The following is a 22,956-nucleotide window of genomic DNA, read 5'->3' on the forward strand; positions in this document are numbered from 1 at the left end:
AGCCATGGCCACGGCAGCGCACGCTGTGACCACCACCGCCATCACTGCAACAACCACCGCTACCACGGCCGCCGCCGAAACCCACGGCTTCCTCTCCCCGACCGGCGTCGAGATCGCCTTCCTCCTCGTTGGCCTGGTCACCCTCGGCGCCGCGATCGTCACCGTCACCACCAAGCAGCTGGTGCATGCCGCCCTGTGGCTGGTGGTGGCGCTCGGCGGCCTCGCCGTCGAATACCTCCTGCTCACCGCGGAGTTCATCGCCTGGGTGCAGGTCCTCATCTACGTCGGTTCCGTCGTCGTCCTCCTCCTGTTCGGTCTGATGCTCACCAAGGCCCCCATCGGCCGCTCCCCGGACGCCGATTCCGGCAACCGCTGGGCCGCCCTGACCGTGGCCGTCGTCGCCGCGGCCGCCCTGGTCTGGGTAGTCGTCGACGCCTTCCGCACGACCTGGATGGACCTGGACGGCGCAGCCGCCGGCTCCACGGAGGTGACCGGCAAGGCCCTCTTCCAGAACTGGGTCCTCCCCTTCGAGGCCCTCTCCGTCCTTCTCCTCGCCGCCCTGGTCGGCGCGATCGTCCTCTCCCGCAAGGCGAAGGAGGACGCAGCGACGACAACCGGCGCTCCGCGCCCCAGGAGCATCCCGACCACCGGGACCGCCCCCACCGCCCCGCCGGCCCGGAGCAAGACGCCTCCGACCCCCCGGAGCGAGAAGGAAGGCACCCGCTGATGCACCTCGCCTACCCCGCCGTGCTCTCCGCCCTCCTCTTCTGCACCGGCCTGTACGGAGTCCTCGCGCGCCGCAACGCGATCCTGGTCCTGATGTCCGTCGAGCTGATGCTCAACGCCGTCAACCTCAACCTCGTCGCCTTCGACGTATGGCTCAGCAAGACCGCCCAGGACACCCTGCACTCCGGCCAGGCCCTGACCCTGTTCACCATCGCCATCGCCGCCGCCGAGATCGGCATCGGCCTGGCGATCGTCCTCGCCGTCTACCGCAACCGCGGCACCTCGGACATCGACAAGCTCCGCGACACCGCCGAGGGCCCGGACACCAGTGGCCCCGACAGCGGAGGCTCCGACGGTGACGGCCCCGACGGCGATGTCTCCGACGGCGACGGCCCTGAAGCAGCCGCCGTCACGGCGGACGAGAAGGCTGAGGCCACCGCGTGACCACGACCACCCTCGCCGTCCTCGTCCCCCTCCTCCCGTTCCTGGGCGCCGTGGCCGGCCTCCTCCTCGGCCGTACTGCGCCCGGTTTCGTACGCCCCCTCGCCGTACTCCCCACTCTCGCGGCGCTCGTCCTCGCCGTACTGGTCGCCGTACGACAGGGCGGCGACCAGGCCATCGACGCCGCCACCGAGCTGACACCCACCGGCTCCGTCCCCATCGAACTCGCCCTGCACATCGACGGATTCGCCGCCCTCGTCGCGGTCCTGGTCGGCCTGGTCGCCTCCTGCGTGCAGATCTACTCGACGGGCTACCTGCGCGACGACCCGCGCTACCCCTCGTACGCCGCCCTCGTCTCCCTCTTCACCTCCGCGATGCTGCTCGTCGTCTACTCCGGCGACCTGATCGTGCTCCTGGTCGGCTGGGAGATCATGGGCATCTGCTCGTACTTCCTGGTCGGCCACTACTGGGAGACCCCCGAGGCCCGCGCCGCCTCGATCAAGGCCTTCCTGGTCACCAAGCTCGGCGATGTCCCCTTCCTGATCGGCCTGTTCGCCCTCGCCACCGACGCCGGGTCCTTCCGCATCACCAAGGTCCTCGGCGCCGTCGCCAGCGGCAGCCTCGACCATCCGACGCTGATCGCCCTGCTCCTCCTCGCCGGTGTGGCGGGCAAGTCGGCGCAGTTCCCGCTGCACACCTGGCTGCCCGACGCGATGGCGGGCCCAACTCCCGTCTCCGCGCTGATCCACGCCGCGACGATGGTCACCGCCGGTGTCTACTTCATCGCCCGGCTCCTTCCCGTCTTCCAGGCCTCCTCGGCCGCGATGGTGGTCCTCGCCGTCATGGCCGCCGTCACGATGGCCGGTTCGGGGCTCGCAGCGCTCGCCCAGGACGACATCAAGCGGGTCCTCGCCTACTCGACGATCGGCCAGCTCGGCTACATGACCGGCGCACTCGCCGTCGGCGACCGCGGCGCCGCCGTCTTCCACCTCCTGTCCCACGGCGCCTTCAAGGCGCTGCTGTTCCTCGCCGCCGGCGTGATCATCCACGCCTCCGGCACCAACTCGCTCGCCGCCATGTCCCGTATGAAGGACCTGCGCGCCCGAGTCCCCGACGCCTACTGGACGATGACCGTGGCGCTGCTCGCACTCATCGCGATCCCGCCGTTCAGCGGCTTCTTCTCCAAGGAAGCCGTCCTCGGAGCCGCCGAGCACGTCGCCACCGGCCACACCGAACACGCCCCCGGCGTCGCGGGCTGGATCGTCCTCGTCGCCGGCCTGGTCAGCGCCGTACTCACAGCCGCGTACGCCACTCGGCTGTGGTTGCTCGCCTTCCGCGGCCGGGGCGTCGAGGCCCCCGATCACGGAAGGCAGCCGTTCACCATGACCGCCGTACTGTGGGTGCTCGCTGTCCCGTCGCTCGCCCTCGGTCTGGCGTACGGCCCGCTGCCCGACTGGTTCGACGGCCGCGACCTCACGCCGGTCCTCACCACCTCCGTCCTCGGCACAGGGCTCGCCCTCGTCGGCGTGATCATCACCTACGGCGCCTGGCAGCACACCAGCACGCTGGCTGCCCACATCCCGATGGGTGCGGTCGCCGCCCACCCCGACGGCGATGCCGGACTGGTCGAAGCCGAGGCGATCGCAAGTCACGCGCCCGCCTACGGAGACGTGGCCTACACCCCCGACCCGGCGGACCCGGGCCGGTTGCTCCTAGGCCCACTGCACCGCCACGCGGCCGTCGGCTTCCACCTCGACGCCGTGTACACGGCACTGTTCGTCCGCCCGGTCCTGGCCGGAGCCGCGCTCGTCCGGTTCCTCGACCGCGAGGTCGTCGACACCTACGTACGCGGCGCGGCCGCCCTGCCCCGCTGGCTCGGCGAGGCTGTCCGGCGCGCCCAGACCGGCAATGTGCAGACCTATGTGAGCGCGCTGCTCGCCGGCACCGTCGTCCTGGTGGTCGCCGCCCTCCTAGTCGCCACGGGAGCGTGAGCAGGCGTGATCGATATCAGTGAATCCGTGATGCAGATCCTTCTGGCATTCATCGTCGTCGGCCCGCTCGCCGGCGCCGCCGCGGCTCTTCTGCCTGCCCCGCCCGGACTGAAGGGAAAGTCGCCCGAGCAGGCAGTGCTGCGGCACGGTGTGATCGTCACCGGCGCGGTGCTCATCGCCGCGATCGTCCTCACGCTCGGCTTCGACCACGACCACCCGTCAAGGATGCAGGCCACGACGGACATCAGCTGGATCCCCGCACTCGATGTGCGGATCCACCTCGGCATCGACGGCATTTCCCTCCCCCTTCTCGTCCTCACCGCGCTGCTGACCTTCCTCTGCGCGCTGTACAGCTACTTCAAGATGCCCGCGGGCCCGACCCCGAAGGCCTTCGTCGCACTCGTCCTCGTTCTCGAGTCCGGCACCCTCGCCACCTTCGCCGTCCTCGATCTCCTGCTGTTCTTCCTCGCGTTCGAGATGGTGCTCATCCCGATGTACTTCCTCATCGCCCGCTGGGGCGGTGAGCAACGGACCCAGGCCGCTTGGAAGTTCATCCTCTACACACTGCTCGGCTCCGTCGTCATGCTGCTGGGCCTGCTCCTGATCGGAATCAAGTCCGGCACATTCGACATGGTGGCACTCGCCACTGACAACGGCCGGTCGCTGACCACATCCGTGCAGGTCATCGCCGTTTTGGCGATCGGAATCGGGCTCGCGGTCAAGACGCCGATGTGGCCGCTGCACAGCTGGCTGCCCGACGCCCACACCGCCGCGCCCACCGTCGGCTCGGTCCTGCTGGCCGGCGTCATGCTGAAGATGGGTACGTACGGATTCGTCCGCATTCTGCTGCCGATCGCGCCCGAAGGCATGCACACCTTCGCCCCGTACCTCGCCGCGTTCGCCGTCGTGGGGATCATCTACGGATCCCTGGCCTGCCTCGCCCTCGCCAGACAGGGCGCGAAGGGCGATCTCAAACGGCTCATCGCGTATTCGTCCGTCGGCCACATGGGCTTCGTACTGCTCGGCATCGCCACGATGACCCCGACCGGCGTGAACGGCGCGCTGTTCGCCAACATCGCCCACGGCCTCATCACCGGCCTTCTCTTCTTCCTGGTCGGCGCGCTCAAGGACCGTACGGGCACCACCGACCTCGACGCCCTCGCCGAGGAGACCGGAGCCGCGCTCTACGGCAAGGCCCCCCGATTCGGCGGCCTCCTCGCCTTCGCCGCGGTCGCCTCGCTCGGACTGCCGGGCCTCGCCGGATTCTGGGGCGAGATGCTGGCACTGTTCGGCGCGTTCAAGCCCGCCGACGACCTCAGCCGCCCCGTGTTCCTGACGTTCATGGCGATCGCCGCCTTCGGCACACTGCTCACCGCCGCGTACATGCTCGCCGTCGTACGCCGCGTCTGCATGGGCGCCACCCCACAGCCGGAGAGCCCGAAACTCGCCGACATCAAGAGCTACGAGTTCGCCGCCTGGGCCCCGCTCGTCGCCCTCACCGTCGTCGCCGGACTCTGGCCCAAGGCCCTCCTCGGCCTGACCGACCCGGCCGTACAGCAGCTCTTCGCAGGAGGCACCCGATGAGCTCCCTGGCCCAGCCCGCGGCTGAGTCCGTCGTCCAGTCCGTCGACTGGCTCGCGATCGCGCCCCCCACCATCGCCGCGGTCGTCGGACTCGTCGTGCTCATCGCCGACCTCTTCCTCGGCGACACCAAGAAGGCGATGCTCGGCTGGGTGTCGGTCGCGGGACTCGCCGCGGCCGCGCTCATGCTGCTGCCCCTCCTGGACGGCGACCGCGCCACCTTCTGCCTGACCGGCGACCGCGACGTCTGTAGCTACACGGCGGACCGCTTCACGCTCGTCATCCAGCTCCTCGTCCTCGGCGGCGCCCTCCTGACGGCACTGCTCTCGGTCACGGCCCTGAAGGATGCCAACAGGGAACTCCCTGAAGGGGAGTACTGGTTCCTGTTGCTCTCCTCCGCCGCGGGCGCCGCCCTGCTCCCTGCCTCACGCGACCTCGCGACCCTCATCGTCGCCCTGGAAGTCGCCTCCCTGCCCGCCTTCGCCCTCGTCGGCATCAAGCGCGGCGACAAGAAGTCCTCCGAAGCGGCCCTGAAGTTCTTCCTGTCCTCCGTCACCGCGACCGCCGTGAGTCTGCTGGGCGTCAGCTTCGTCTACGCCACGACCGGCACCCTCTACCTCACCGAGATCGCCGACAAGATCCAGCAGGTCGACGCCCAGTTCCACACGCTCGCCCAGGCGGGGGTCGCCCTCACCCTCGTCGGTTTCGCCTTCAAGACGGCCGCCGTGCCCTTCCACTTCTGGGTACCCGACACCTACGTAGGGGCGCCTTTGCCGATCGCCGCCTACTTGTCGGTCGTCGGCAAGGCGGTCGGCTTCTCCGGGCTGATCCTCGTCACCGTCGTCGCCTTCCCGTCGTACGCGGACGTCTGGGGCCCGGCGCTCGCCGGACTGGCAGCCCTCACCATGACTGTCGGCAACGTCGGCGCCCTGCGGCAGCAGGCCACGCGCGCGTACAGCGCGGTACGGCTGCTCGCCTGGTCCTCCGTCGGTCAGGCCGGCTACCTCCTGGTGCCGATCGCGGCCGCCGCCTACTCCAAGGACGCGCAGAAGGCCATCGGCTCCACCGTCGCGTACGCCCTGATGTACGCCGCCGTGAACCTCGGCGCCTTCGCCGTGGCCGCCCTCGTCGCCCGTACGAGCCCCCTCAACCGCGTCAGCGACTACCGGGGCCTGTACGCGGCCAGCCCCCTGTCGGCGCTGCTCCTCGGCTTCTTCCTGCTCTGCCTCGCGGGCCTGCCGCCCGGCATCATCGGCCTCTTCGCCAAGGTGACCGTCTTCTCGGCGGCCGTCGACGCCGGCCTCGGCTGGCTGGCCGTGGTCATGGCCGTCAACGTGGTGATCGCGCTCTTCTACTACCTGCAATGGACGACGCTGCTGTTCCGCGCCCCCGAAGGCGAACCCGGCAAACACCGTGTCCCTGCCCCGCTCACGGCGGCCATCGCCCTGGCCGCCGTTCTCGGCATCGCCCTCTCGGGAGCACCACAGCTGGCTCTGCGCTTCTCGGCAACCGCCCTTTTCTGACGTCCACCGGGCACGCGCGCGTGGACCGTCACCCGGACGGACCACGCCCGCAGGTGCGCGCACAAGGGAACTAGTGCTCCTCGTCTGGCGTTGACCAGTACGGGAGGGTCCACTGAAGAGTGGAAGCAGAGCATCAGTAGGCAAAGGGTTCCCCTGCGGCACCATTTGGAGGGCGTACCGTGCACCGCCGGCACAACGGGCTCAGGACCGCCGTACTCCTCGGGGGACTGTCCGCACTCATCATCGTCATCGGCAGCTTCTTCGGCCGTACCGGCCTAGTGATCGCGCTCTTCATCGCGATCGGCACGAACGCGTATGCGTACTGGAACAGCGACAAACTTGCTCTACGCGCGATGCGCGCGCGCCCGGTGAGCGAATTCGAGGCCCCGGAGCTGTACCGCATAGTCCGCGACCTCTCCACGCAAGCCCGCCAGCCCATGCCGCGCCTGTACATCTCGCCGACGGAGGCACCGAACGCGTTCGCCACAGGCCGCAACCCGCGCAACGCGGCCGTGTGCTGCACCGAAGGCATCCTGCGCATCCTCGACGAGCGGGAACTGCGCGGCGTCATCGGCCACGAACTCAGCCACGTCTACAACCGCGACATTCTCATCTCGTCGGTCGCCGGCGCCCTCGCCTCCGTGATCATGTTCCTGGTCAACTTCGCCTGGCTGATCCCGATCGGCCGCTCGAACGACGATGACGGACCCGGCATCCTGGGCATGCTGATGATTATGATCCTGGGCCCGCTCGCCGCGACCCTCATCCAGCTCGCCATCAGCCGCTCCAGGGAGTACGAGGCGGACGCGTCCGGCGCCCAGCTCACCGGCGACCCCCTCGCCCTCGCCAGCGCCCTGCGCAAGCTCGACGCGGGCACGAAGCAACTGCCGCTGCCCCCCGAGCCGCGCATCGAGACCGCAAGCCACATGATGATCGCGAACCCTTTCCGCCCCGGACAGGGAATGTCGAAGATGTTCTCCACACACCCGCCCATGGCGGAGCGCATCGCCCGGCTCGAGAAGATGGCAGGTCGCCACCAGTGAAGACAATCCTGAACGTCATCTGGCTCGTCCTGAGCGGCTTCTGGCTGTTCCTCGGATACCTGTTCGCGGGCGCGCTGCTGTGCATCACCATCATCGGCATCCCGTTCGGCATCGCCGCGTTCCGTATCGGCGTCTACGCCCTGTGGCCCTTCGGCTATACGACGGTGGAGAAACGCGACGCGGGCGCGCCGTCCTGCATCGGCAACGTCCTGTGGCTGGTGCTCGCGGGCTGGTGGCTCGCCCTCGCCCACATCGTCACCGGCATCGTCCTGTGCGTCACGATCATCGGCATCCCGTTCGGCATCGCCAACTTCAAGCTCATCCCCGTATCGCTGCTCCCCCTGGGACGCGAAATTGTGCGCACGGACCAGCCGTTCGCGACGCGCTAGCGGGCGGGCCCGGGGGTGGAGTCGCCCAAGTACCTACTGCTCTCCTACGACGCCGAAGCCGAGTTCACCGGCGAGGACGGGTACGCGGAGACATGGGCGTCGTGCGCGGAGGCCGAGGGTCTCTTCAGCGATCCGCCCCGTCCGGAGCGAGGGACGTACGAACTGCTCGGATGCGCCCTGGAAGGCGGGTTGCGGACCGCTCTCACGCGCGCGCGTGCCGACGGTTCGGCGCCGCTCGGCCTTCTCGTCCTGGAAGTCCTGGACAAGAAAGGCGAGTGCGTCGTCGAGTGGGAGCTGGACGACGCGCGTGTCATCGACGACCGCCCGTGCGCGCGTGACCTGGCGCTCCGCGACATCACCGTGGAGGCGTCGGAGTCCGTCGACAACGCGTCCGACTATCCGCAGTGCCCACCGCTCTCCCCGGGCTACCGGTTGTTCGGCGCGGAGAACCGCCCCTGGGGCACCTGCAAGGACCTGGCGCACGTCCGCAATGGACCGCCCGAGCCCCTGGAGCCGTCACTGCGGCTGCTCGGCTGCTCCCCGAGCGGAGCACTGCGCGCGGCGCTGGACGCGGGCGAGGAGGACCTGGGACACGCCAAGGTGCTGCGCCTCGACACGCACGGCCGCACCGTGCAGCCGGCCGTCGAGGGTGAAATCACCGCATGGATCCCGTCGGCGCGCGGCCGAGGCCTGATCGACCTCACCCTCGAACCCTGGTCGGAGCGTCCGCCGACCGCGGCCCCCGAGGTCTAGGACCTGTGGTGGTCCGGACGCCCGTCCGAGCCCAACCTGTGGGCGCGATGCAGTGCTGAAGGCCGCGAGTTCTGGCTCCGCACAGCCCTGACGAACCACACATACGGCGAGCCTGCCAGACCGCCCGGCACCACCTGTCACCTCGACGGCCGCCACATCACGGACGCGCGCGGATTCTTCTGCGCACTCGGCGAAGCCGTGAACGGACCCGGCGGATACTTCGGCTGGGGCCTCGACGCCCTCAACGACTGCCTCCGCGGACGCTGGGGCGCCGCTACGCCCTTCACTCTCGTCTGGCACGACGCGGACGTCGCCCGCACCTGCCTAGGCGTCACCCCGCACACCGGCCACCGCCCGGTGACCTTCGAAGAACTGCTCGTCTTCCTCGCCGAAAGGCACATCGACGTCCGTCTCGACTGACCGCGCCAAGCGGCGGCCGACGGTTATCCACAGGCTGCCCGATTGTCAGTGCCGCGCTGCATCATGAACCCATGACCGAAATCGAGCAGTTGCTGGAGAAGGTGGCGGAAGGGGCCCGCAACACCCGCCCGTGGGGCTGGCCTTCGCTTCCGGAGCCCGTGGACACCGCCGCGGTCGCCCGCGCCGAGGCCACCCTGGGCTTCCCACTGCCCGCGCTGCTCGCCGCGCTCTACCTGCGTATAGGGGACGGCGGATTCGGCCCGGAGTACGGCCTGCTGCCCCTGCTTGAGGGCGCCGCGTCCGGTGAACCTGCCGCCGTCCCGCAGTACCTCGCCAACAGAAAGAGCGGACGCAAGGACCCCGACTGGCCCTGGCCCGAGGGCGTCCTGCCGATATCCCACTGGGGCTGCGGAATGTACGCGTGCGTGGACTGCCAGAACCCGGACGGCACGGTCCTGTTCTACGAGCCGAACGCGGACGAGGCCGACCACGCCTGGTACGTGGACGCGCCCGACCTGGCGACCTGGCTGCGCACCTGGCTCGACGGCGCCGGTTGGTACGAGGAGTCCACCGACGATACGGACATGGCCCCATGGCCCGAATTCCGCATACGCACGGCGGCGCCACGAGGCTCGTAGCGCCGCTCGCGGAACTGCGGTTGGCCATGCCCCGCCGCCTGCGTCACTGGGCGACCGCGCCGCCTCCGACCGGGCCCGTCGCGCCAACTGCGCCCGCCGCCCTCGGGCAGTTGCCCGCCGCCCGTTGGCAGCTCGCTGCCGCCGCTACTGCTGTTGCTGCGAACCGCCCCGCCATCGCCGTACGCCGTAGGCCGCCGCCCCCACCACCAGCACAGCCGCACCCGACACCACGGAAACCCCAGGCAGCGCGAACGCCAGCGTCACGCATCCGACGAGCCCGACCACCGGCGCCACCCGGGACACCGGAGCCGAACTCAACGTCCAGGCCGAGGCGTTCGCCACCGCGTAGTACGCCAGCACACCGAAGGAGGAGAAGCCGATCGCACCCCGTACATCCACCGTCGCGGCCAGCACGATAACCACCGCGCCCACAGCCAGCTCTGCCCGGTGCGGTACCTGGAAGCGCGGATGTACGGCGGCCAGGGCGCCCGGCAGATGACGGTCACGGGCCATGGCCAGCGTCGTCCGCGAGACGCCCAGGATCAGGGCGAGGAGTGAGCCGAGCGCGGCCACGGCGGCACCCACCCGCACCACCGGCACGAGCCCTGGCACACCGGCCGCCCGCACCGCGTCGGTCAGCGGCGCCGAGGCGTGCCCGAGCCCACCCGACCCCAGCACGGAAAGGACAGCGACCGCCACCGCCGCGTACACCACGAGCGCGATACCCAGAGCCACTGGGATCGCGCGCGGGATGGTGCGCGCAGGATCCCGCACCTCCTCACCGAGCGTCGCGATCCGCGCGTACCCGGCGAACGCGAAGAACAGCAGCCCGGCCGCCTGAAGTACCCCGCCCGCGCCGGCGGAGAGCCCCACGTCCAGCCGCGCGGCATCGGAGATGCCAGAGCCGAGGCACACGACCACCACGGAAGCGAGGACCGCGAGGACCACCGCCACGATCGCCCGCGTCAGCCAGGCCGACTTCTGGACGCCGCCGTAGTTCACCGCAGTGAGGGCCACCACGGCCGCGACCGCCACCGCGTGCGCCTGTCCCGGCCAGACGTACGCGCCCACGGTGAGCGCCATCGCAGCACAGGAGGCCGTCTTGCCGACGATGAACGACCAGCCCGCCAGGTACCCCCAGAAGTCCCCGAGTCGCTCACGCCCGTACACATATGTTCCGCCCGAGGCGGGATACAGAGCGGCGAGCCGAGCCGAGGACATCGCGTTGCAGTAGGCGACCACGGCGGCGACCGCGAGTCCGAGCAACAGTCCGGACCCGGCTGCCCGCGCCGCGGGACCCAGCGCCGCGAAGATCCCGGCGCCGACCATCGACCCGAGGCCGATGACAACCGCGTCCCCGACACCGAGCGTCCGGCGAAGCTCCGCACCGGCCTGCGAGCCGTTGCTCTTCTGCCCGCCCGGCCGTCTCGCACCGGAATGTGTCATGCGCCGCACCCTACTGACCAGTGCAACCGAGCAGCGTCAACAAGGCGTCCTCCCCGGCAACAAGCCACCAACACATGTGCGACCAGCGGCTTGAGGGCGTGGAAGGCTCAAGGCGTCGCGGCATCAGGGTATGAGCACAGCCTGGCCGGAGCAGGAGTACAGCGCAGGCACAGTACGGAGAGGCAGGTTCAGGGCATGGGCATCATCAGCTGGATCATTCTGGGGCTGTTGGCCGGAGCCATCGCCAAATTCCTGCTGCCGGGCCGCGACCCGGGCGGCTTCTTCGGAACGACGGTCATCGGCGTCGCGGGCGCCTTCATAGGCGGCTGGATCTCCGCGCGCTGGCTGGACCACCCCATCACCAAGCAGTTCTACGACGGTGCCACCTGGGCCGCCGCGATCGGCGGCTCGCTCGTTCTGCTGGTTCTCTACCGCGTTCTGTTCGGCGACTCGCGCCGCTGAGCGCGTACACCCCGAGGCCGCAGCCAGCAGGCGAGAAGGGTGGGCACCCAGGACTCCGGGTGCCCACCCTTTCTCGTACAGGCAACAAACCGACCACTGCCGTCAGTCGACGAAGCAACCGCAACTGCTGGTTGGCACAGCATGGGCGGCGAGGGCTACCGGTAGTTCACGAACTGCAGGGCGAAGTCGAAGTCCTTGCCCTTGAGCAGTGCCTGGATGGCCTGCAGGTCGTCACGGCTCTTCGAGCTGACGCGCAGTTCCTCGCCCTGCACCTGAGCCTTGACGCCCTTGGGGCCCTCGTCACGAATGATCTTCGCCACCTTCTTCGCGTTGTCCTGGGAGATGCCCTCCTCGATCGACGCGAAGATCTTGTACTCCTTGCCGGAGAGCTGCGGCTCACCGGCGTCCAGCGACTTCAGCGAGATACCGCGCTTGATCAGCTTGGTCTCGAACACATCGAGGATGGCTTTGACCCGCTCCTCGGAGTTCGCCTCCATGAGGATCTTCTCGCCGGACCAGGAGATGGAGGCGCCCACGTTCTTGAAGTCGTAGCGCTGCGAGATCTCCTTGGCGGTCTGGTTGAGGGCGTTGTCGACCTCCTGCCGCTCGACCTTCGAGACGATGTCGAAACTGGAGTCGGCCATGTCCTGTGGCTCCTTGTATCGGGGTGCGTAGGGGCGGCCGTCGAGCCCGGCATGGTCCCCGGCCGCATCCGCATAAGCCTAGCCACCCCCTCCCCTTCGAGTGCCGATCAATCGGGTGGCGAACCACCCCCGAGCATCGGGTATCGTTTACGTCGTTGCCACAGAGCACCGCCGAAGAGCGGTCCTCACGGCATCAACCCTGGCGGTGTGCCCGAGCGGCCAAAGGGAGCAGACTGTAAATCTGCCGGCTTAGCCTTCCGTGGTTCGAATCCACGCGCCGCCACAGTGGGGAAAACCCCCTCCGACCAGCCATTATGGCTGGTCGGAGGGGGTTTCTTCGTTCCTGCTCCCGTTCGATTCAGCGTGGACGGGGAGTGGACGTGTCTCACCTCGTACCGCCTGTATCCCACCTCTGATCAGTGTGTGTCCCCCAGGTGTCCCCCGGGGGAGAGCATGATCACTCTGGTTCGTTCCACTCCCGAAGGGCTGCGTCGATCTGGCCGTTCGCCCGCTCGCGCGTCTGGTCAAGCACCTTGGCGTACACCTTGTGCAGGACCGCGATGCTGTGGCCGGCCCTACTGGCGCACTCCATCGCGTCGACCCCGGAGCTGAGCCAGAACGAGACGCCAGCGTGCCGAAGGTCGTAGGGGCGACGGGCTAGCAGCGAAGCTGTTTCCGTCTCGCTGAGCACGTCTTTTCGGGCCTTTGCCCACACCTCCCCATAGCCCGTCTCCTGTAGCAGGCCGTCGCGGTTCGTTCGGAAGAGCCGGCCGTCGGTCGCCGTGCCGTGAGTGGCGATGTGCTGCCGTAGCAGCCGGACGAAGTGCGGCGGAATCGGCACTGCGCGGGAGTCCTTCTTGGCGCGGGCTTTGAGGTGTCGCATCTCATGCGCCGTCCCGTCGTTGGTCCAGTTCCGTCCGGCCCGAACGACCCCCTGCCGCAAGGTGAGCATCCCCCACCCTGCCTCTGGAAGGTGACAGTGGCTCACCCGCAGTGCAGCGGCCTCGGCGGGGCGCATGGCCGCGTAGTACAGACACCCGAAGAACGCTTCCAGATGCCGACCACGCGGGCCCTGCTCACGAACCGCAACCAGCAGTGCGCGGACCTGGCGGGGGTTGGCGACGCTCTCAGGATCCACTGTTTCCACCGACTTCGGGGCGGTCCACTTCACGGCCGAAATCGGGTTCACCTGCATGGTGAAGTACTGCTCTTCCACGGCGAGTCCGAGAGCGTCGCTCAGGCAGGCCCGCTTGCGCTTCGCGGTGCGTGGTGATGCCTCCTTCCCGTCCAGCCGTAGGGACAGTGCGTCCAGGGCCAGGCGTACGGTCGACGGGTCTTCCAGCGCGGATACCGGCATCGAGTGTTTGGAGATCCAGGCGAGGGCTCGGGCCACATCGTCCGGCGGGGTCTCGTCGCGGCGGTTCCGGTTGTAGGCCCACCCGTACAGCGCGCGCCGCATAAGCGCGGTGTCGGGCATTCCCGCCTTCGACTTCACGAGCGCGGGTGTGATGGTGGCCAGCGCATCGGCGTAGTTCTTCCGCGACTTCGCCGGCGCCAAGGCCCACTTGCGGTCGACGTACGCGCGGCTGTGTTCGTACCAAGTGATGGAGCCCTGTTTGGCGCGCAGTTCAGATACGGGCAGGCCCGTTTCCTCGTCAAACTGATCGCCGCGCCGTACGGCAGACATGAGCTCCGAGCGGCGCCCCTCAGCCTGCACCTTCAGGGTGTAGCTCTTGGAGTGCTTGCGCACCCCGACCAGCCAGCGCAGGCGGTAGGGCTTCGGACGATCCTTGCGGACCTCAATGGAGTAGAGGCGAACGTCGTAGGTCAGTGCCATATGAACTCCAGAGGGGCCCGCCGGAAGCGGGCCCCTCGTGTCTCGTGTATGTGGGAGGTGGTCAGGCGGCGGTGCGCTCTCCGCAGTTCTCCCACCAGGCGTCGAGGTCGGTGCGGTTGACGCGGAGCTGGCCGTTGGGGAGCGTGTGGATGCGGGGGGCTTTGCCACGGGCGCGCATGCGGTAGAACGCCGCGCGGCTCATCTTGATCTCTGCGAGGACTTCAGCGAGCTTGAGCTTCTCGGGGCGGGCCATGGTGAAACTCCTTGGAGAAGTGCCGTGTTGGGGCTCGGGGCCCCCTTCCCAGGGGTCCGCCACGTCCGCCACGCCGCCACATCGCAGGTCAGAGCCTTGATCGTGTGGCGGATAGCGGTTGTGTGGCGGATAGGTGCCGCCACGCCCGGACGGTGTGGCGGCACCGGAGTGAGCCGGTTCGGTCAGCCGGTGCGGGCGGGCTGTGTGGCGGTTTCCGTGGACGTGTGGCGGATGGCGGTGGCGGTATCCGCCACGGATGCACCCCCACTGACCTGCGGTGTGGCGGACGTGGCGGACGTGGCGGATTCTCCGGGGGAGGGAGGGCAGTACCGCGACCAGGCGTCTGCGAGGTCTTCCGCGTAGTAGCCCTTGGGGAAGCCCGAAGCGGTCCGGATACCGCGCGGCTTGATCGGCCTGATGTGCGGGGTGACGTACTGACCGAGCAGCCGGGCGAGGGTCCGGGAGTTGATCGGCTTGTCGTCCAGGTCGCCCCACGGAGCGTCGTCCATGCGCAGCAGGCATTCGATGATCGCGGCGGTGGGCATCCGGTCCTCACCGCAGAACACCTTGTCGCGCAGGTCGGTCAACAGCCGCACGCCCATGGAGGCTTCGTCGTTGTCGTGGCCTGCGTTGATCAGTTCGAGGCAGGCGGCGCGGGCCCGTGCGGGCCAGTCTCCGCCGGCCGCGTCCGCCACGGCGAGGAGGGGTTCCCAGACGTCGGCGGGGCGGTCGGTGACGCCTTCGGGCATGGCGGGCCAGGCGCCGGCGACCTGGTCGCTGACGGTCTTGGCCCACTTCGCGAGGCGGTCACGGATGGCGTGGCCCTGCTGATCGTGGATGCGCTGCCGGTAGCTCTCCACCTTCTCGTTGGGGGCACGCTTGCGCATGCGGATGATGACGGAGCGGGTCAGGACTGTGTCGGGCAGGGAGCCGAGTCCGGCCATGGCGACGGCGCAGTACGAGCCGAAGACCTGCGCGTTCTGGTTGGAGCCTTCGCCAACGCACCGCAGGGCGCCGCCGATGCGCCGGTATCCGGCGTTCAGGAATCCGCGTAGTGCTTCGTCCGCGCCGGCCTTGGGTCCGAAGATCGTGTCCACCTCGTCGAACAGAACGGTGGGCAGGCCATCGGCTGAGTCGACCAGCCGGTACAGGGCGTTCGCGGACGCGGACACGGTGGCGACCGGGCGGGGGGTCAGGAGTTCCACGATCTCCAGCGCCCGTGACTTCCCCGAGCCGGGCTCCGGGGAGAGGAACGCGATCCGGGGTGTGGTCTCGAAGCAGTCGATCAGGTGGGCGTGTGCGTCCCACAGCGCGACGGCGACGTAACCGGATTCGGTGGGAAAGACGTTGAAGCGACGGTGGAAGGCTTCCACCTCGTTCAGCAGCGCGGCCCCGTCGATGGTGGGCGGGGTGGGGGTTGGGTTGGTCATGCGGCGGCCCTTCCTTCCGGGGTGGTGCGGAGCGGGCAGGTGTCGCGGTGGGCGGTGTGGTCGTCGATCAGGGCGAGCACCCGGGCTTTGCCCACAGCGCTGCGGTCACGGCCGCACAGGCACTTCGAGGTGGCCGTAGGTACCGCGCTCCGGGGCGCGGTGATGGACAACCACGCGATGGGATACCGGCCGTCGCCACGGCGCGGGTCAGGGAGGACAGCAGTGGGGACGCCTTCGGCGACGCCCTTCGGGTCGCCCAACGCCGCCTGTGGCATGGGCTGTTCGGCGTCGTGACGGTTGCTCGGGGTGTGGGTGATGCTCTTCAGTCGGGGGCGGGGTGGGGTGCTCATGCCGTGTCCCGGCGTCGCTGGTTGTGGGTGATGGACCAGTTGAGGGCGCTGCGCAGGGTGGCGCGGCACTGGGACGGCGGCAGTCCTACCGACTCGCCCGCCTCCTGAAGAGCCTGCTCGACCACACTGCGGGGGAGGTCGCCCCACGCGATGAACCGTCCCAGGGCTCGCGCTGCCCGGAACAACTTGGCCTCGCGTTCCCCGAGTTGGGCCTCGCTGACGTTGCGGGCTTCACTGCCGAGTGCAATGTCAGCGTATCGACGTGATTGCCCCGCTACGGCCATTGAGGGGGTCTGGGACGGCTTGGGGGCCGGTTTCAGGATGCTCAGCAGCCAGGAGGGCAGTGGGGCCGCCACAGAGCCGCCTACGGCTTCGTAGGCTCCGGCGGGGGTGGTGCTGCCGGCGGCGACGACATAGCCGCCCCACGCTCGGGTGTCGACCAACGGAGCGATGGTTCCGGCCGTGTTGGGCAGTCGGATGCCGGGCGGGGCGGTGAAGTAGAGGTGTTGTCCGCCGCTCGCGGTCCGGACCCGGTAGGTGTCGGGGACGGCGTGCCCGGTGCGCTCGCAGAGCGCTGCGAAGTTTGCCGCGCCGTCAGGCGTGTCCGAACTGCCCTTGCAGCTCTTGTCTTTGGGCATGTCGAGGTCGACGACGACCAGCCCGGACGGTCCGGTCGCGAGGGCGACGTTCGCCGCGCTGGTCTCCCAGCACAGGCGGATGCGCTCGGGGTCGGTGCTTGCGCGCTGTTCCCACTTCCGGTGCCCGTGGGTGCAGTCGCCTGTCTGGCGGCAGCGGTCGGCGCCGTGCAGTCCGGGTTGCTTGCTGTTGGGACGGAGCGGGAAGACGTGCCAGCCGCGTCCGGCCGCGTCCAACGCGGCGTGCAGGAGGGTCTGTTGCAGGCTCACGCGGCCACCCCCAGCGCGTCCGTGGCCAGGAAGGCGCGGCCGATGAACTCGGTGTAGCCGCGTACGCGGCCCCGGTGCGGGAGGTGTGTCGGCTGCTCGATGGTCCAGCCGCCCAATTCGAAGTTGCGGTGGCGGATGACTCCGAGTCCGAACATCTCGCCGCACAGCGTGAGGTCTTTGCGCAGGTCCGCGCGCCCGTTGGGCTGCTCGATCACGAAGGGCAGACCTGTCAGTTCGAGCAGGGCGCGGGTGGGGGCGACCAGGTCCACGTGGGTGCCGCCCCACCCCTGCGAGGCGTTCGTACCCACGGTCAGGGCGCATCCGTGCTGGCACGGCGGGGAGGCGTGCACGAACGTGTACCGGTAGATCTCCCCGGTGCCGATCAGGTGGGCGAGGTACTTGAGCGCTTCGCCCCGGTGGTATGGGAACGGGTAGTTCGGGCGATCGGCGATGTCACAGCCGTCCACGTCGAACCCTGCTCGTTGAAGGCCGGTTCCGGCGCCGCCGGCGCACGAGTACAGATCCAGCGCACGCGGCCGTAAGCCGCGTACTCGCCGGATGTCGGTGGGTTGCGTCATGCTGGGTGACCTCCAACAGGTCTGTTGTGGACTGGTTGGCAAGGGCGGCCCCGGATCTTTGGCGAGACGAGGGGGCCGCCCTTGGCGCAGCTAGAAGGGCGGTTTGTTGCTGTAGCCGTCGGTGGCCCACGGGTCGCGGCCACGGTCGCGCTGGCGCAGCCAGCGGGGCAGGCGCGGGAGGGGCAGCAGGCGCCAGCGGTGGTTCTCGTTCCAGCACCCGCAGGACTCCCAGTTGCTGCCGGCGTACTCGCCGTTGTCGTCCCCGTAAGGGTGCTCGATACCGCCGTCTCCCTCGCAGTGGGGGCAGTCGGGGCGCGGTGTGTCGGTCAGGACCAGCCACCGCCCGAGTCGGTGGGAGACCTGGATACGCAGTCGGATCACGGGTGTTGGCCTTCCTGGTCAGCCGTGGAAGTGGTTGCGCTTGAAGATCGCCTTGCGGATGTTGACCGTGCTGCCGCCGCTGTGGCCGCGCGTGCTGAAGACCTGCACGGCGATCCATCCGCCGAAGATGACGGCGGCGAGGGTGATGAGCTGGGTAATGAGCGCGGTCAGCGCCGTGATGAACGCGGTCAGCATCAGCAGTCCGCCGCACACGGCGAGGAAGCCGACGCCCCCGAGCGCGATGTTTACCGCCCCGCGGGAGACGGGCGGCTTGGCCACGACCGGTTCCGGCTGCACGGGGCTGATGGCGTAGCCGGTGACGATCCGTCCGTCCGGCAGGACGATGCTCGCCACGGCGGGGATGGTGCCCGGCTGGACGGGAACGAGTGGCGCCGGCGCCACGGTGGCAGGGGTGATCGGGGTGGGCTGGTGGATGGTCACGGCCCGTTCGGCGGGCGCGTGGCGGGCAGGTTCGGGGTACATGCGGAATCCCTTCCGGCAGTGGGTTGGGGAGGTAGACGCACCCCCTTCGGGGTGGGCGGTGGAGGAGGTTTCAGGGGTGCTGACCTGCGTGCCTCCCCGCCTCCCCGAAACGATGTTCCCGCTGATCACAGCGGGGGAGACGGGGCGGGGAGGCGGTTGGGGAGTTCTCCCCGCCTCCCCGGCGCGGGCCGGTGCGCCTCCCCGCGATCAGGAGGCGGAAGCGGAACCATCCGTGTCGCGTTCGGCGAGGGCGCGGGTGATGTCGTCGCGGCGTACGACCATGCGCCCGTGGGACTTATAGGGCTCGATGCCGTAGGACTCCAGCACGCGGCTGAGGTCACCGAACGACCATGCGCCGTAGGCGTCCTCGTTCAGTGCGGACAGCCGCTTGATGATGTCCTGCGTGAATGCGCGCTTCCCGTCACCGGCCACGGCGTCGATGTCGGTGAGCGGGTCATGCTCCTCGCCCCGGTCGATGGCGTGCAGGGTGGTGACCCCGTCGCGCAGGGCCCGGGCACGGTCGGCGATTTCGACGGCGGGTTCGTCGTCGATGAAGTGGGTGCGGACCGTGATGGACGACTGCCCCTTGGGCATGTCGATGCCGTCGGATGCCACCACGAGGGTTCCCTTGTCCAGCCCCTGGCGCAGCAGGTGCGGGGCGGCCCCGTCCTCAACTGCCTTGTCCCCGAGCGCCATCTTGGCCTGCGACTCGGAGCCGAGCACGAGGGAGGCGCGGGTGTGGGCGCCCTCACGGACCATCTTGGGAAGGTTCTGGTCGGTCGGGTCCTGCGTGCCCTGCCACAGCAGCACATCGACCGCACGGCCCTGGTTGTGGATCGAGCGGGTGGCCATGAAGTACCGGGAGGTGGCCTTCGAACCCCCGTAGGGCCGCTTGGCGTCGTCGACCGCGGGGCACATGAACGCCTTCTGCGCTTCGTCCACGATGACGATCAGGGCCGGGAACTTGACGTGCGGGTTCGCGAGACGCTCTTCGATCCGGCGGTTCATCTCGCGTTCGGCGTCTTCCACCATCTCGGTTGCCTGGATCACGTGGCCGTCGGAGGGGCCCTCGATGAGCACGTCGGCGATGCCGTTGAACATGCTCCAGTCACCGACGCCCTTGAGGTCGGCGATCCAGAACTGCACCGACCGGTCCAGCGCGAGCCACAGGACGAGCGAGCGCAGGGCGGCGGTCTTGCCCTGGTTGGACCGGCCGGTGATGAGCAGGTGGCGCTGATAGAGGCTCAGCTCTGCCGAGTCTCCGCGCAGGTCCTGACCCCACGGGGCCTTACCTGTCTTGTAGTTCGCGGTCACCGTGGTGTCCGTGACCAGCGGAGACGGGCCGATCGGCTCATCCAGCGCCCCCGAATCGGCGATCCACAGGCGGACTGTGCGGGCGGCCTCGGGGATCGTGATGAACACTTCGTGCTCGTGCCGGGTGAGGTTCTCGGCGAGCTTGCGCCGCTTGCCCTGCACCTCGTTGGTGGCCACCCCGGACGGGAGGGTGACGTCGACTTCCACGCCGCATCCCGCGATCCGGATCGGACCGAGCATGGAGGCGCCGGCGTCGCCCATTTCCTTGATGGCGTTGCGCAGTGCGGGCACTCCGAGGTCGCGCAGGGCCTTGACGACGATGGACGGGGTGATCGGTTCACCCTCGCCGTTGCGGATGTTGTCGGGCAGGGCCCACGCGGGAGCGGCTTGCTGCTTGCTGCCGACGGCCCACAGGGCGAGCAGGGCGAGGAACGGGCCGATCGTCAGGGCAGGGCCCCACACGATCTGGACGATGGTGATGATGAGCCGGATGAACTCGATCACGGCCATGACCGGGGAGATCACGTCGGTGACGTCCTTGTTGGCGATGGCCAGGACGACCCCGAGCGCGACCAGGGCACCGATGCCCATCCCGGTCCCGACCAGCACTCCCTTGGCCGCGTCGACCGGGGAGTGAAGGAGGTCCATGCGGCGGCGGTGGCGCTCGGCACGGAAGCGTTGCCCGCGCTCTTCCCACTCAGCCGCCACCTCGTAGTTCCCCGTGGCTTCCGCCGCACGGAACATGCGCTCGTAGCGGGAGGCGGTGCGGCCGTCCCAGGTGCGTTTGGCTGCGATGCGGGCGCCGCCGGCGACGTAGAGAGTGTGCCGGGCAACGGCGCGCGCCGTGGTCTTGGTCGTCTCGTGCGTGACCACGGTCTTGACGGCACGTCCCGAGCGCACCCACAGCGGTATCGGTGCGGCGGGTGCCGGGTCGGGAACCACGGTGAGTGTGGTCACGGGCGCCGGTTCGGTGTTCTTGTGCAGGTGAACGACGTTCTCGCTCATGGTTGAGGACACTCCTGACTGCCCCTGGTCGGGGTGAAGGTGAAGGGGGAGATCAGTGCAGGTGGGGCGGGTGGCGCGGGTGCGCGTCACCACCACCCCGAGGACTTCTTGGCGGCCTTGGCTCGGGCGGCTTCGGTGACGAGTCGCTGTCGTTCGATCTGCAACGCGGTGAGTTCCGCGATCAGTCGCGTCTCGGCGGAGCTGGAGAGGGAGTCGAGTCGGTTGTCTGCGCGGGTGGTGCTCTTGCCGCGCAGGGTCCGGTAGGAGCCGCCGGCGAGGGCGGCGAGCATCGCGCGGCGCTCGGATCCGGTGAGCGGCCATGTCTCGCCCTGGCGGACCGCTTCGAGCTTGCGGTTCGTCTCACGGATCGCACGGTCCAGGCGGCGGGTGTCGGCGTTGGCCATGGTCACGTGCTCCTGACGGTGTCGGAGGGTTCGGGGTAGGCGCACAGGACGCACATGCCGAGCGAGCGCGGCATGCAGTAGCTGTAGATGAGCTGGCACTTGGGGCAGGTGCGGCGGGCGAGCATCGCCAGCGCGAGCGCGCCCCACTTCCGCGAGGTCATCGGCCGCACGGGCTTGGCGAGGTCGATGCGGTACAGGTAGGCCACCCGGACGTTCCCGGCACGCCTGTTGATCCGCATGACCTGCGCCGCTATCGGCTGTCCGCCCGGACGCAGGCCACGGGTCCGCAACTGCCGGCGGGTGGCGAACTGGTCGTCGTCGGGCGCGTACTTCCACGGGTAGGTGGGGATCCCGTAGAGCGCGCCGGTCGGGTCGAAGCACTTGCCGTATGCGCCGCTCATCACGCGGTGGTGTTGGCGCGTTCGGCGAGCAGGGTGTCGCGCAGCATGCGCGCGTTGGCCGGCGAGGTGTGGACCTCACGGCGGATGCCCTCAGCGGTCACCTTCGCGGCCGGCCAACCGGCCGTCACGGTGCGCGCCTCGTCAAGCAACTCGCCCGCAGTGCGCTTCGGGCGGGGTGATCGGGCGGCGGTGGGAACGGTGCCGGTTGCCCGACGCGGTCGGGTCGATGTGGCAGCGACCGCACGCTTCGCGGTCGCCCCGACCGGAGCCGGGGCGATGGCTGGTACCGGCTTGAACGGGAGAGCCGACTTCAGGAAGTCGACAGCGATTGGATCGGGCATCCGCAGCGGAGCCACAGTGATCGGTGCGGGGGCCGATACTGCGAGGTCAGCCGTAGACCGAATACTTACACTCTCGGTAGATTCCTCCGCATTCGCGACCGGGGCCGGAATCGGGGTGGGTCGGTGATGCAGCACCTTCGCGACTAGATCGGAGCCGAAGTAGATCGACCCGACCGGAAGCGACGTGGCGAGCAGCACCAACGCGTAGTTGGCGGGGTCCCAGTCGGCGAGTCGACCCCAGTCGACCGACGCGCCATGCAGCTCGGGAACCAGTCCGTGAACGTAGTTGAGGACCAGCGAGGCGAGCGTGTAGGTGCCCAGCACCTTCAGCGCGAACCGCTTGTCCCCGTCATCCGTCAGAACCAGGGTCGCGAGCAGGGCCAGGGCCATCAGGCCGTCGACCACGAACGGGTAGAGCGTCGCGGCCGTGTTGTCCGCGCCGATCGCGCTGGCCACGTCCCGCAGCGCGTTCCACGAGACCCGGAACGCCATGCCGACCACGCCGACCAGAGCCAGGACCAGGAGGGCTTTGCCCTTGCGGTTGAGGTTCATCGCCGACCACCCCGAAGCTGCCGGCCATGCCGAACCCAGCCGATGAACTGCACCAGGGCGCCGACCACGATGGCGTAGCGCCATGCCGGCTCGTGCGTCACGAACACCGCCGTCGTAGCGGCGAACATGGTCAGCGAACCGAGCATGATCAGCAGCAAAGCCAGACCACTGGGGGAAGGATTCGCGCTCATGCCCGCACCTCCGGAAGGACCGGAGCGGACGCGTTCGCCAGCGAGCGGCGAGCCGCCAGCACGCGACGGTGGGCCCGACGGACACGCCGCGCGTCCAGCTCCGTCGGCGTGCGGTCCAACATCATGATCTGCGCGTCCAACAGGTCGACGTCCGCCGTGATGACGGGCATCTCGCGGTCGATCGCGTCCAGCTCCGCAGTCGTCGGCTCCATGAAGTCGGCGAACGCAGTAACAGCATCCTGAACAGTGACGATGGTGCTCATGGGTCGTGTTCTCCCTAGTCGGTGGGACGGCCCGAAAGCACCCCCCGGAGCTGTCACTCCGGGGGGTGCGCCGTTTTTTGATTGGTCTGCTCGGCCGAGCAGACACGGCCCCCGGCGCCCCGTGCAGGGGCGTCAAGGACCGTGAGCACTCGGGCTCACTGCGACCCATCGACCGCCCGTGTGCAGGCGGCTGGATCGGCACACTGTTGAA

The 22,956-nt window shown here is 69.1% G+C and carries 27 protein-coding genes and 1 tRNA gene; 12 read left to right on the top strand and 16 right to left on the bottom strand.

What is annotated here, in order from left to right:
• The first annotated feature begins 4 nt into the window (after positions 1-4).
• The 10 genes from AB0N66_RS33320 (at position 5) to AB0N66_RS33365 (ending at position 9,505) form a co-directional block, all read left to right on the top strand.
• Positions 5-727: an NADH-quinone oxidoreductase subunit J gene (locus AB0N66_RS33320; protein ID WP_365442205.1), complete on the top strand. Its 723-nt coding sequence runs from the start codon at positions 5-7 to the stop codon at positions 725-727.
• Entirely contained in the window at positions 727-1,170 is a 444-nt protein-coding gene (gene nuoK / locus AB0N66_RS33325) for an NADH-quinone oxidoreductase subunit NuoK (protein WP_365442060.1), read from the top strand. Before AB0N66_RS33320 ends, nuoK begins: the two co-directional genes overlap by 1 nt.
• The gene (locus tag AB0N66_RS33330; RefSeq protein ID WP_365442062.1) at positions 1,167-3,158 is read left to right on the top strand and encodes an NADH-quinone oxidoreductase subunit L; all 1,992 of its coding nucleotides are present in this window, start codon (positions 1,167-1,169) and stop codon (positions 3,156-3,158) included. Before nuoK ends, AB0N66_RS33330 begins: the two co-directional genes overlap by 4 nt.
• A gap of 6 nt (positions 3,159-3,164) precedes the next feature.
• Positions 3,165-4,742: an NADH-quinone oxidoreductase subunit M gene (locus AB0N66_RS33335; protein ID WP_365442064.1), complete on the top strand. Its 1,578-nt coding sequence runs from the start codon at positions 3,165-3,167 to the stop codon at positions 4,740-4,742.
• On the top strand, positions 4,739-6,262 hold the full coding sequence (locus tag AB0N66_RS33340; RefSeq protein ID WP_365442066.1) for an NADH-quinone oxidoreductase subunit N: 1,524 nt from the start codon (positions 4,739-4,741) through the stop codon (positions 6,260-6,262). The genes AB0N66_RS33335 and AB0N66_RS33340 overlap by 4 nt, the downstream gene beginning before the upstream one ends.
• Before the next feature lie 179 nt (positions 6,263-6,441).
• Complete coding sequence (htpX, locus tag AB0N66_RS33345) at positions 6,442-7,305, top strand: zinc metalloprotease HtpX (protein WP_365442068.1); 864 nt, start codon at positions 6,442-6,444, stop codon at positions 7,303-7,305.
• Positions 7,302-7,694, top strand: a complete 393-nt coding sequence (locus AB0N66_RS33350) for a YccF domain-containing protein (protein ID WP_365442070.1) — start codon at positions 7,302-7,304, stop codon at positions 7,692-7,694. The genes htpX and AB0N66_RS33350 overlap by 4 nt, the downstream gene beginning before the upstream one ends.
• A 15-nt stretch (positions 7,695-7,709) precedes the next feature.
• A complete protein-coding gene (locus tag AB0N66_RS33355; RefSeq protein WP_365442072.1) occupies positions 7,710-8,447 on the top strand; it encodes a hypothetical protein in 738 nt (245 codons plus the stop codon).
• A gap of 87 nt (positions 8,448-8,534) precedes the next feature.
• A complete protein-coding gene (locus tag AB0N66_RS33360; protein ID WP_365442207.1) occupies positions 8,535-8,867 on the top strand; it encodes a barstar family protein in 333 nt (110 codons plus the stop codon).
• A 71-nt stretch (positions 8,868-8,938) separates the two neighbouring features.
• Complete coding sequence (locus AB0N66_RS33365; RefSeq protein WP_365442074.1) at positions 8,939-9,505, top strand: SMI1/KNR4 family protein; 567 nt, start codon at positions 8,939-8,941, stop codon at positions 9,503-9,505.
• A gap of 144 nt (positions 9,506-9,649) precedes the next feature.
• Here AB0N66_RS33365 and AB0N66_RS33370 read toward each other — a convergent pair whose 3' ends face one another.
• Entirely contained in the window at positions 9,650-10,951 is a 1,302-nt protein-coding gene (locus AB0N66_RS33370; protein WP_365442076.1) for an APC family permease, read from the bottom strand.
• A gap of 195 nt (positions 10,952-11,146) precedes the next feature.
• Between AB0N66_RS33370 and AB0N66_RS33375 the strand changes: the two genes are divergently transcribed.
• Positions 11,147-11,413: a GlsB/YeaQ/YmgE family stress response membrane protein gene (locus AB0N66_RS33375; RefSeq protein ID WP_365442078.1), complete on the top strand. Its 267-nt coding sequence runs from the start codon at positions 11,147-11,149 to the stop codon at positions 11,411-11,413.
• Between the two features lie 155 nt (positions 11,414-11,568).
• Here the strand turns inward: AB0N66_RS33375 and AB0N66_RS33380 are convergent, their stop codons facing one another.
• Positions 11,569-12,057 (bottom strand): YajQ family cyclic di-GMP-binding protein, encoded by a 489-nt coding sequence (locus AB0N66_RS33380; protein ID WP_365442080.1) that lies wholly within the window; start codon positions 12,055-12,057, stop codon positions 11,569-11,571.
• Between the two features lie 201 nt (positions 12,058-12,258).
• Between AB0N66_RS33380 and AB0N66_RS33385 the strand changes: the two genes are divergently transcribed.
• Positions 12,259-12,340: transfer RNA gene (locus tag AB0N66_RS33385), tRNA-Tyr, on the top strand.
• Positions 12,341-12,514: 174 nt separating this feature from the next.
• Here AB0N66_RS33385 and AB0N66_RS33390 read toward each other — a convergent pair.
• The 14 genes from AB0N66_RS33390 to AB0N66_RS33455 form a co-directional block, all read right to left on the bottom strand.
• The gene (locus tag AB0N66_RS33390; protein WP_365442082.1) at positions 12,515-13,894 is read right to left on the bottom strand and encodes a tyrosine-type recombinase/integrase; all 1,380 of its coding nucleotides are present in this window, start codon (positions 13,892-13,894) and stop codon (positions 12,515-12,517) included.
• A gap of 61 nt (positions 13,895-13,955) precedes the next feature.
• The gene (locus AB0N66_RS33395) at positions 13,956-14,147 is read right to left on the bottom strand and encodes a helix-turn-helix domain-containing protein (protein WP_365442084.1); all 192 of its coding nucleotides are present in this window, start codon (positions 14,145-14,147) and stop codon (positions 13,956-13,958) included.
• A gap of 182 nt (positions 14,148-14,329) precedes the next feature.
• Positions 14,330-15,577: a DUF3631 domain-containing protein gene (locus AB0N66_RS33400; protein WP_365442086.1), complete on the bottom strand. Its 1,248-nt coding sequence runs from the start codon at positions 15,575-15,577 to the stop codon at positions 14,330-14,332.
• The gene (locus tag AB0N66_RS33405) at positions 15,574-15,927 is read right to left on the bottom strand and encodes a hypothetical protein (RefSeq protein WP_365442088.1); all 354 of its coding nucleotides are present in this window, start codon (positions 15,925-15,927) and stop codon (positions 15,574-15,576) included. The genes AB0N66_RS33400 and AB0N66_RS33405 overlap by 4 nt, the downstream gene beginning before the upstream one ends.
• Positions 15,924-16,826, bottom strand: a complete 903-nt coding sequence (locus tag AB0N66_RS33410) for a bifunctional DNA primase/polymerase (RefSeq protein ID WP_365442209.1) — start codon at positions 16,824-16,826, stop codon at positions 15,924-15,926. Before AB0N66_RS33410 ends, AB0N66_RS33405 begins: the two co-directional genes overlap by 4 nt.
• Positions 16,827-16,828: 2 nt before the next feature.
• Complete coding sequence (locus AB0N66_RS33415; protein ID WP_365442090.1) at positions 16,829-17,410, bottom strand: DNA methylase; 582 nt, start codon at positions 17,408-17,410, stop codon at positions 16,829-16,831.
• A gap of 90 nt (positions 17,411-17,500) precedes the next feature.
• Positions 17,501-17,791, bottom strand: coding sequence for a hypothetical protein (locus tag AB0N66_RS33420; protein ID WP_365442092.1), 291 nt, complete (start codon positions 17,789-17,791; stop codon positions 17,501-17,503).
• Positions 17,792-17,809: 18 nt separating this feature from the next.
• Positions 17,810-18,274: a hypothetical protein gene (locus AB0N66_RS33425; protein ID WP_365442094.1), complete on the bottom strand. Its 465-nt coding sequence runs from the start codon at positions 18,272-18,274 to the stop codon at positions 17,810-17,812.
• A gap of 207 nt (positions 18,275-18,481) precedes the next feature.
• Positions 18,482-20,593, bottom strand: a complete 2,112-nt coding sequence (locus tag AB0N66_RS33430) for an FtsK/SpoIIIE domain-containing protein (protein WP_365442096.1) — start codon at positions 20,591-20,593, stop codon at positions 18,482-18,484.
• Between the two features lie 86 nt (positions 20,594-20,679).
• A complete protein-coding gene (locus AB0N66_RS33435) occupies positions 20,680-20,997 on the bottom strand; it encodes a hypothetical protein (protein ID WP_365442098.1) in 318 nt (105 codons plus the stop codon).
• 2 nt (positions 20,998-20,999) lie between these two features.
• The gene (locus tag AB0N66_RS33440) at positions 21,000-21,398 is read right to left on the bottom strand and encodes an RRQRL motif-containing zinc-binding protein (protein WP_365442100.1); all 399 of its coding nucleotides are present in this window, start codon (positions 21,396-21,398) and stop codon (positions 21,000-21,002) included.
• A complete protein-coding gene (locus AB0N66_RS33445) occupies positions 21,398-22,291 on the bottom strand; it encodes a DUF2637 domain-containing protein (RefSeq protein ID WP_365442102.1) in 894 nt (297 codons plus the stop codon). Before AB0N66_RS33445 ends, AB0N66_RS33440 begins: the two co-directional genes overlap by 1 nt.
• Positions 22,288-22,482, bottom strand: a complete 195-nt coding sequence (locus AB0N66_RS33450) for a hypothetical protein (protein WP_365442104.1) — start codon at positions 22,480-22,482, stop codon at positions 22,288-22,290. Before AB0N66_RS33450 ends, AB0N66_RS33445 begins: the two co-directional genes overlap by 4 nt.
• Complete coding sequence (locus AB0N66_RS33455; protein WP_365442106.1) at positions 22,479-22,745, bottom strand: DUF6284 family protein; 267 nt, start codon at positions 22,743-22,745, stop codon at positions 22,479-22,481. Before AB0N66_RS33455 ends, AB0N66_RS33450 begins: the two co-directional genes overlap by 4 nt.
• Between the last annotated feature and the right edge of the window lie 211 nt (positions 22,746-22,956).

The organism is Streptomyces sp. NPDC093544, assembly GCF_040683495.1.
GTDB lineage: Bacteria > Actinomycetota > Actinomycetes > Streptomycetales > Streptomycetaceae > Streptomyces.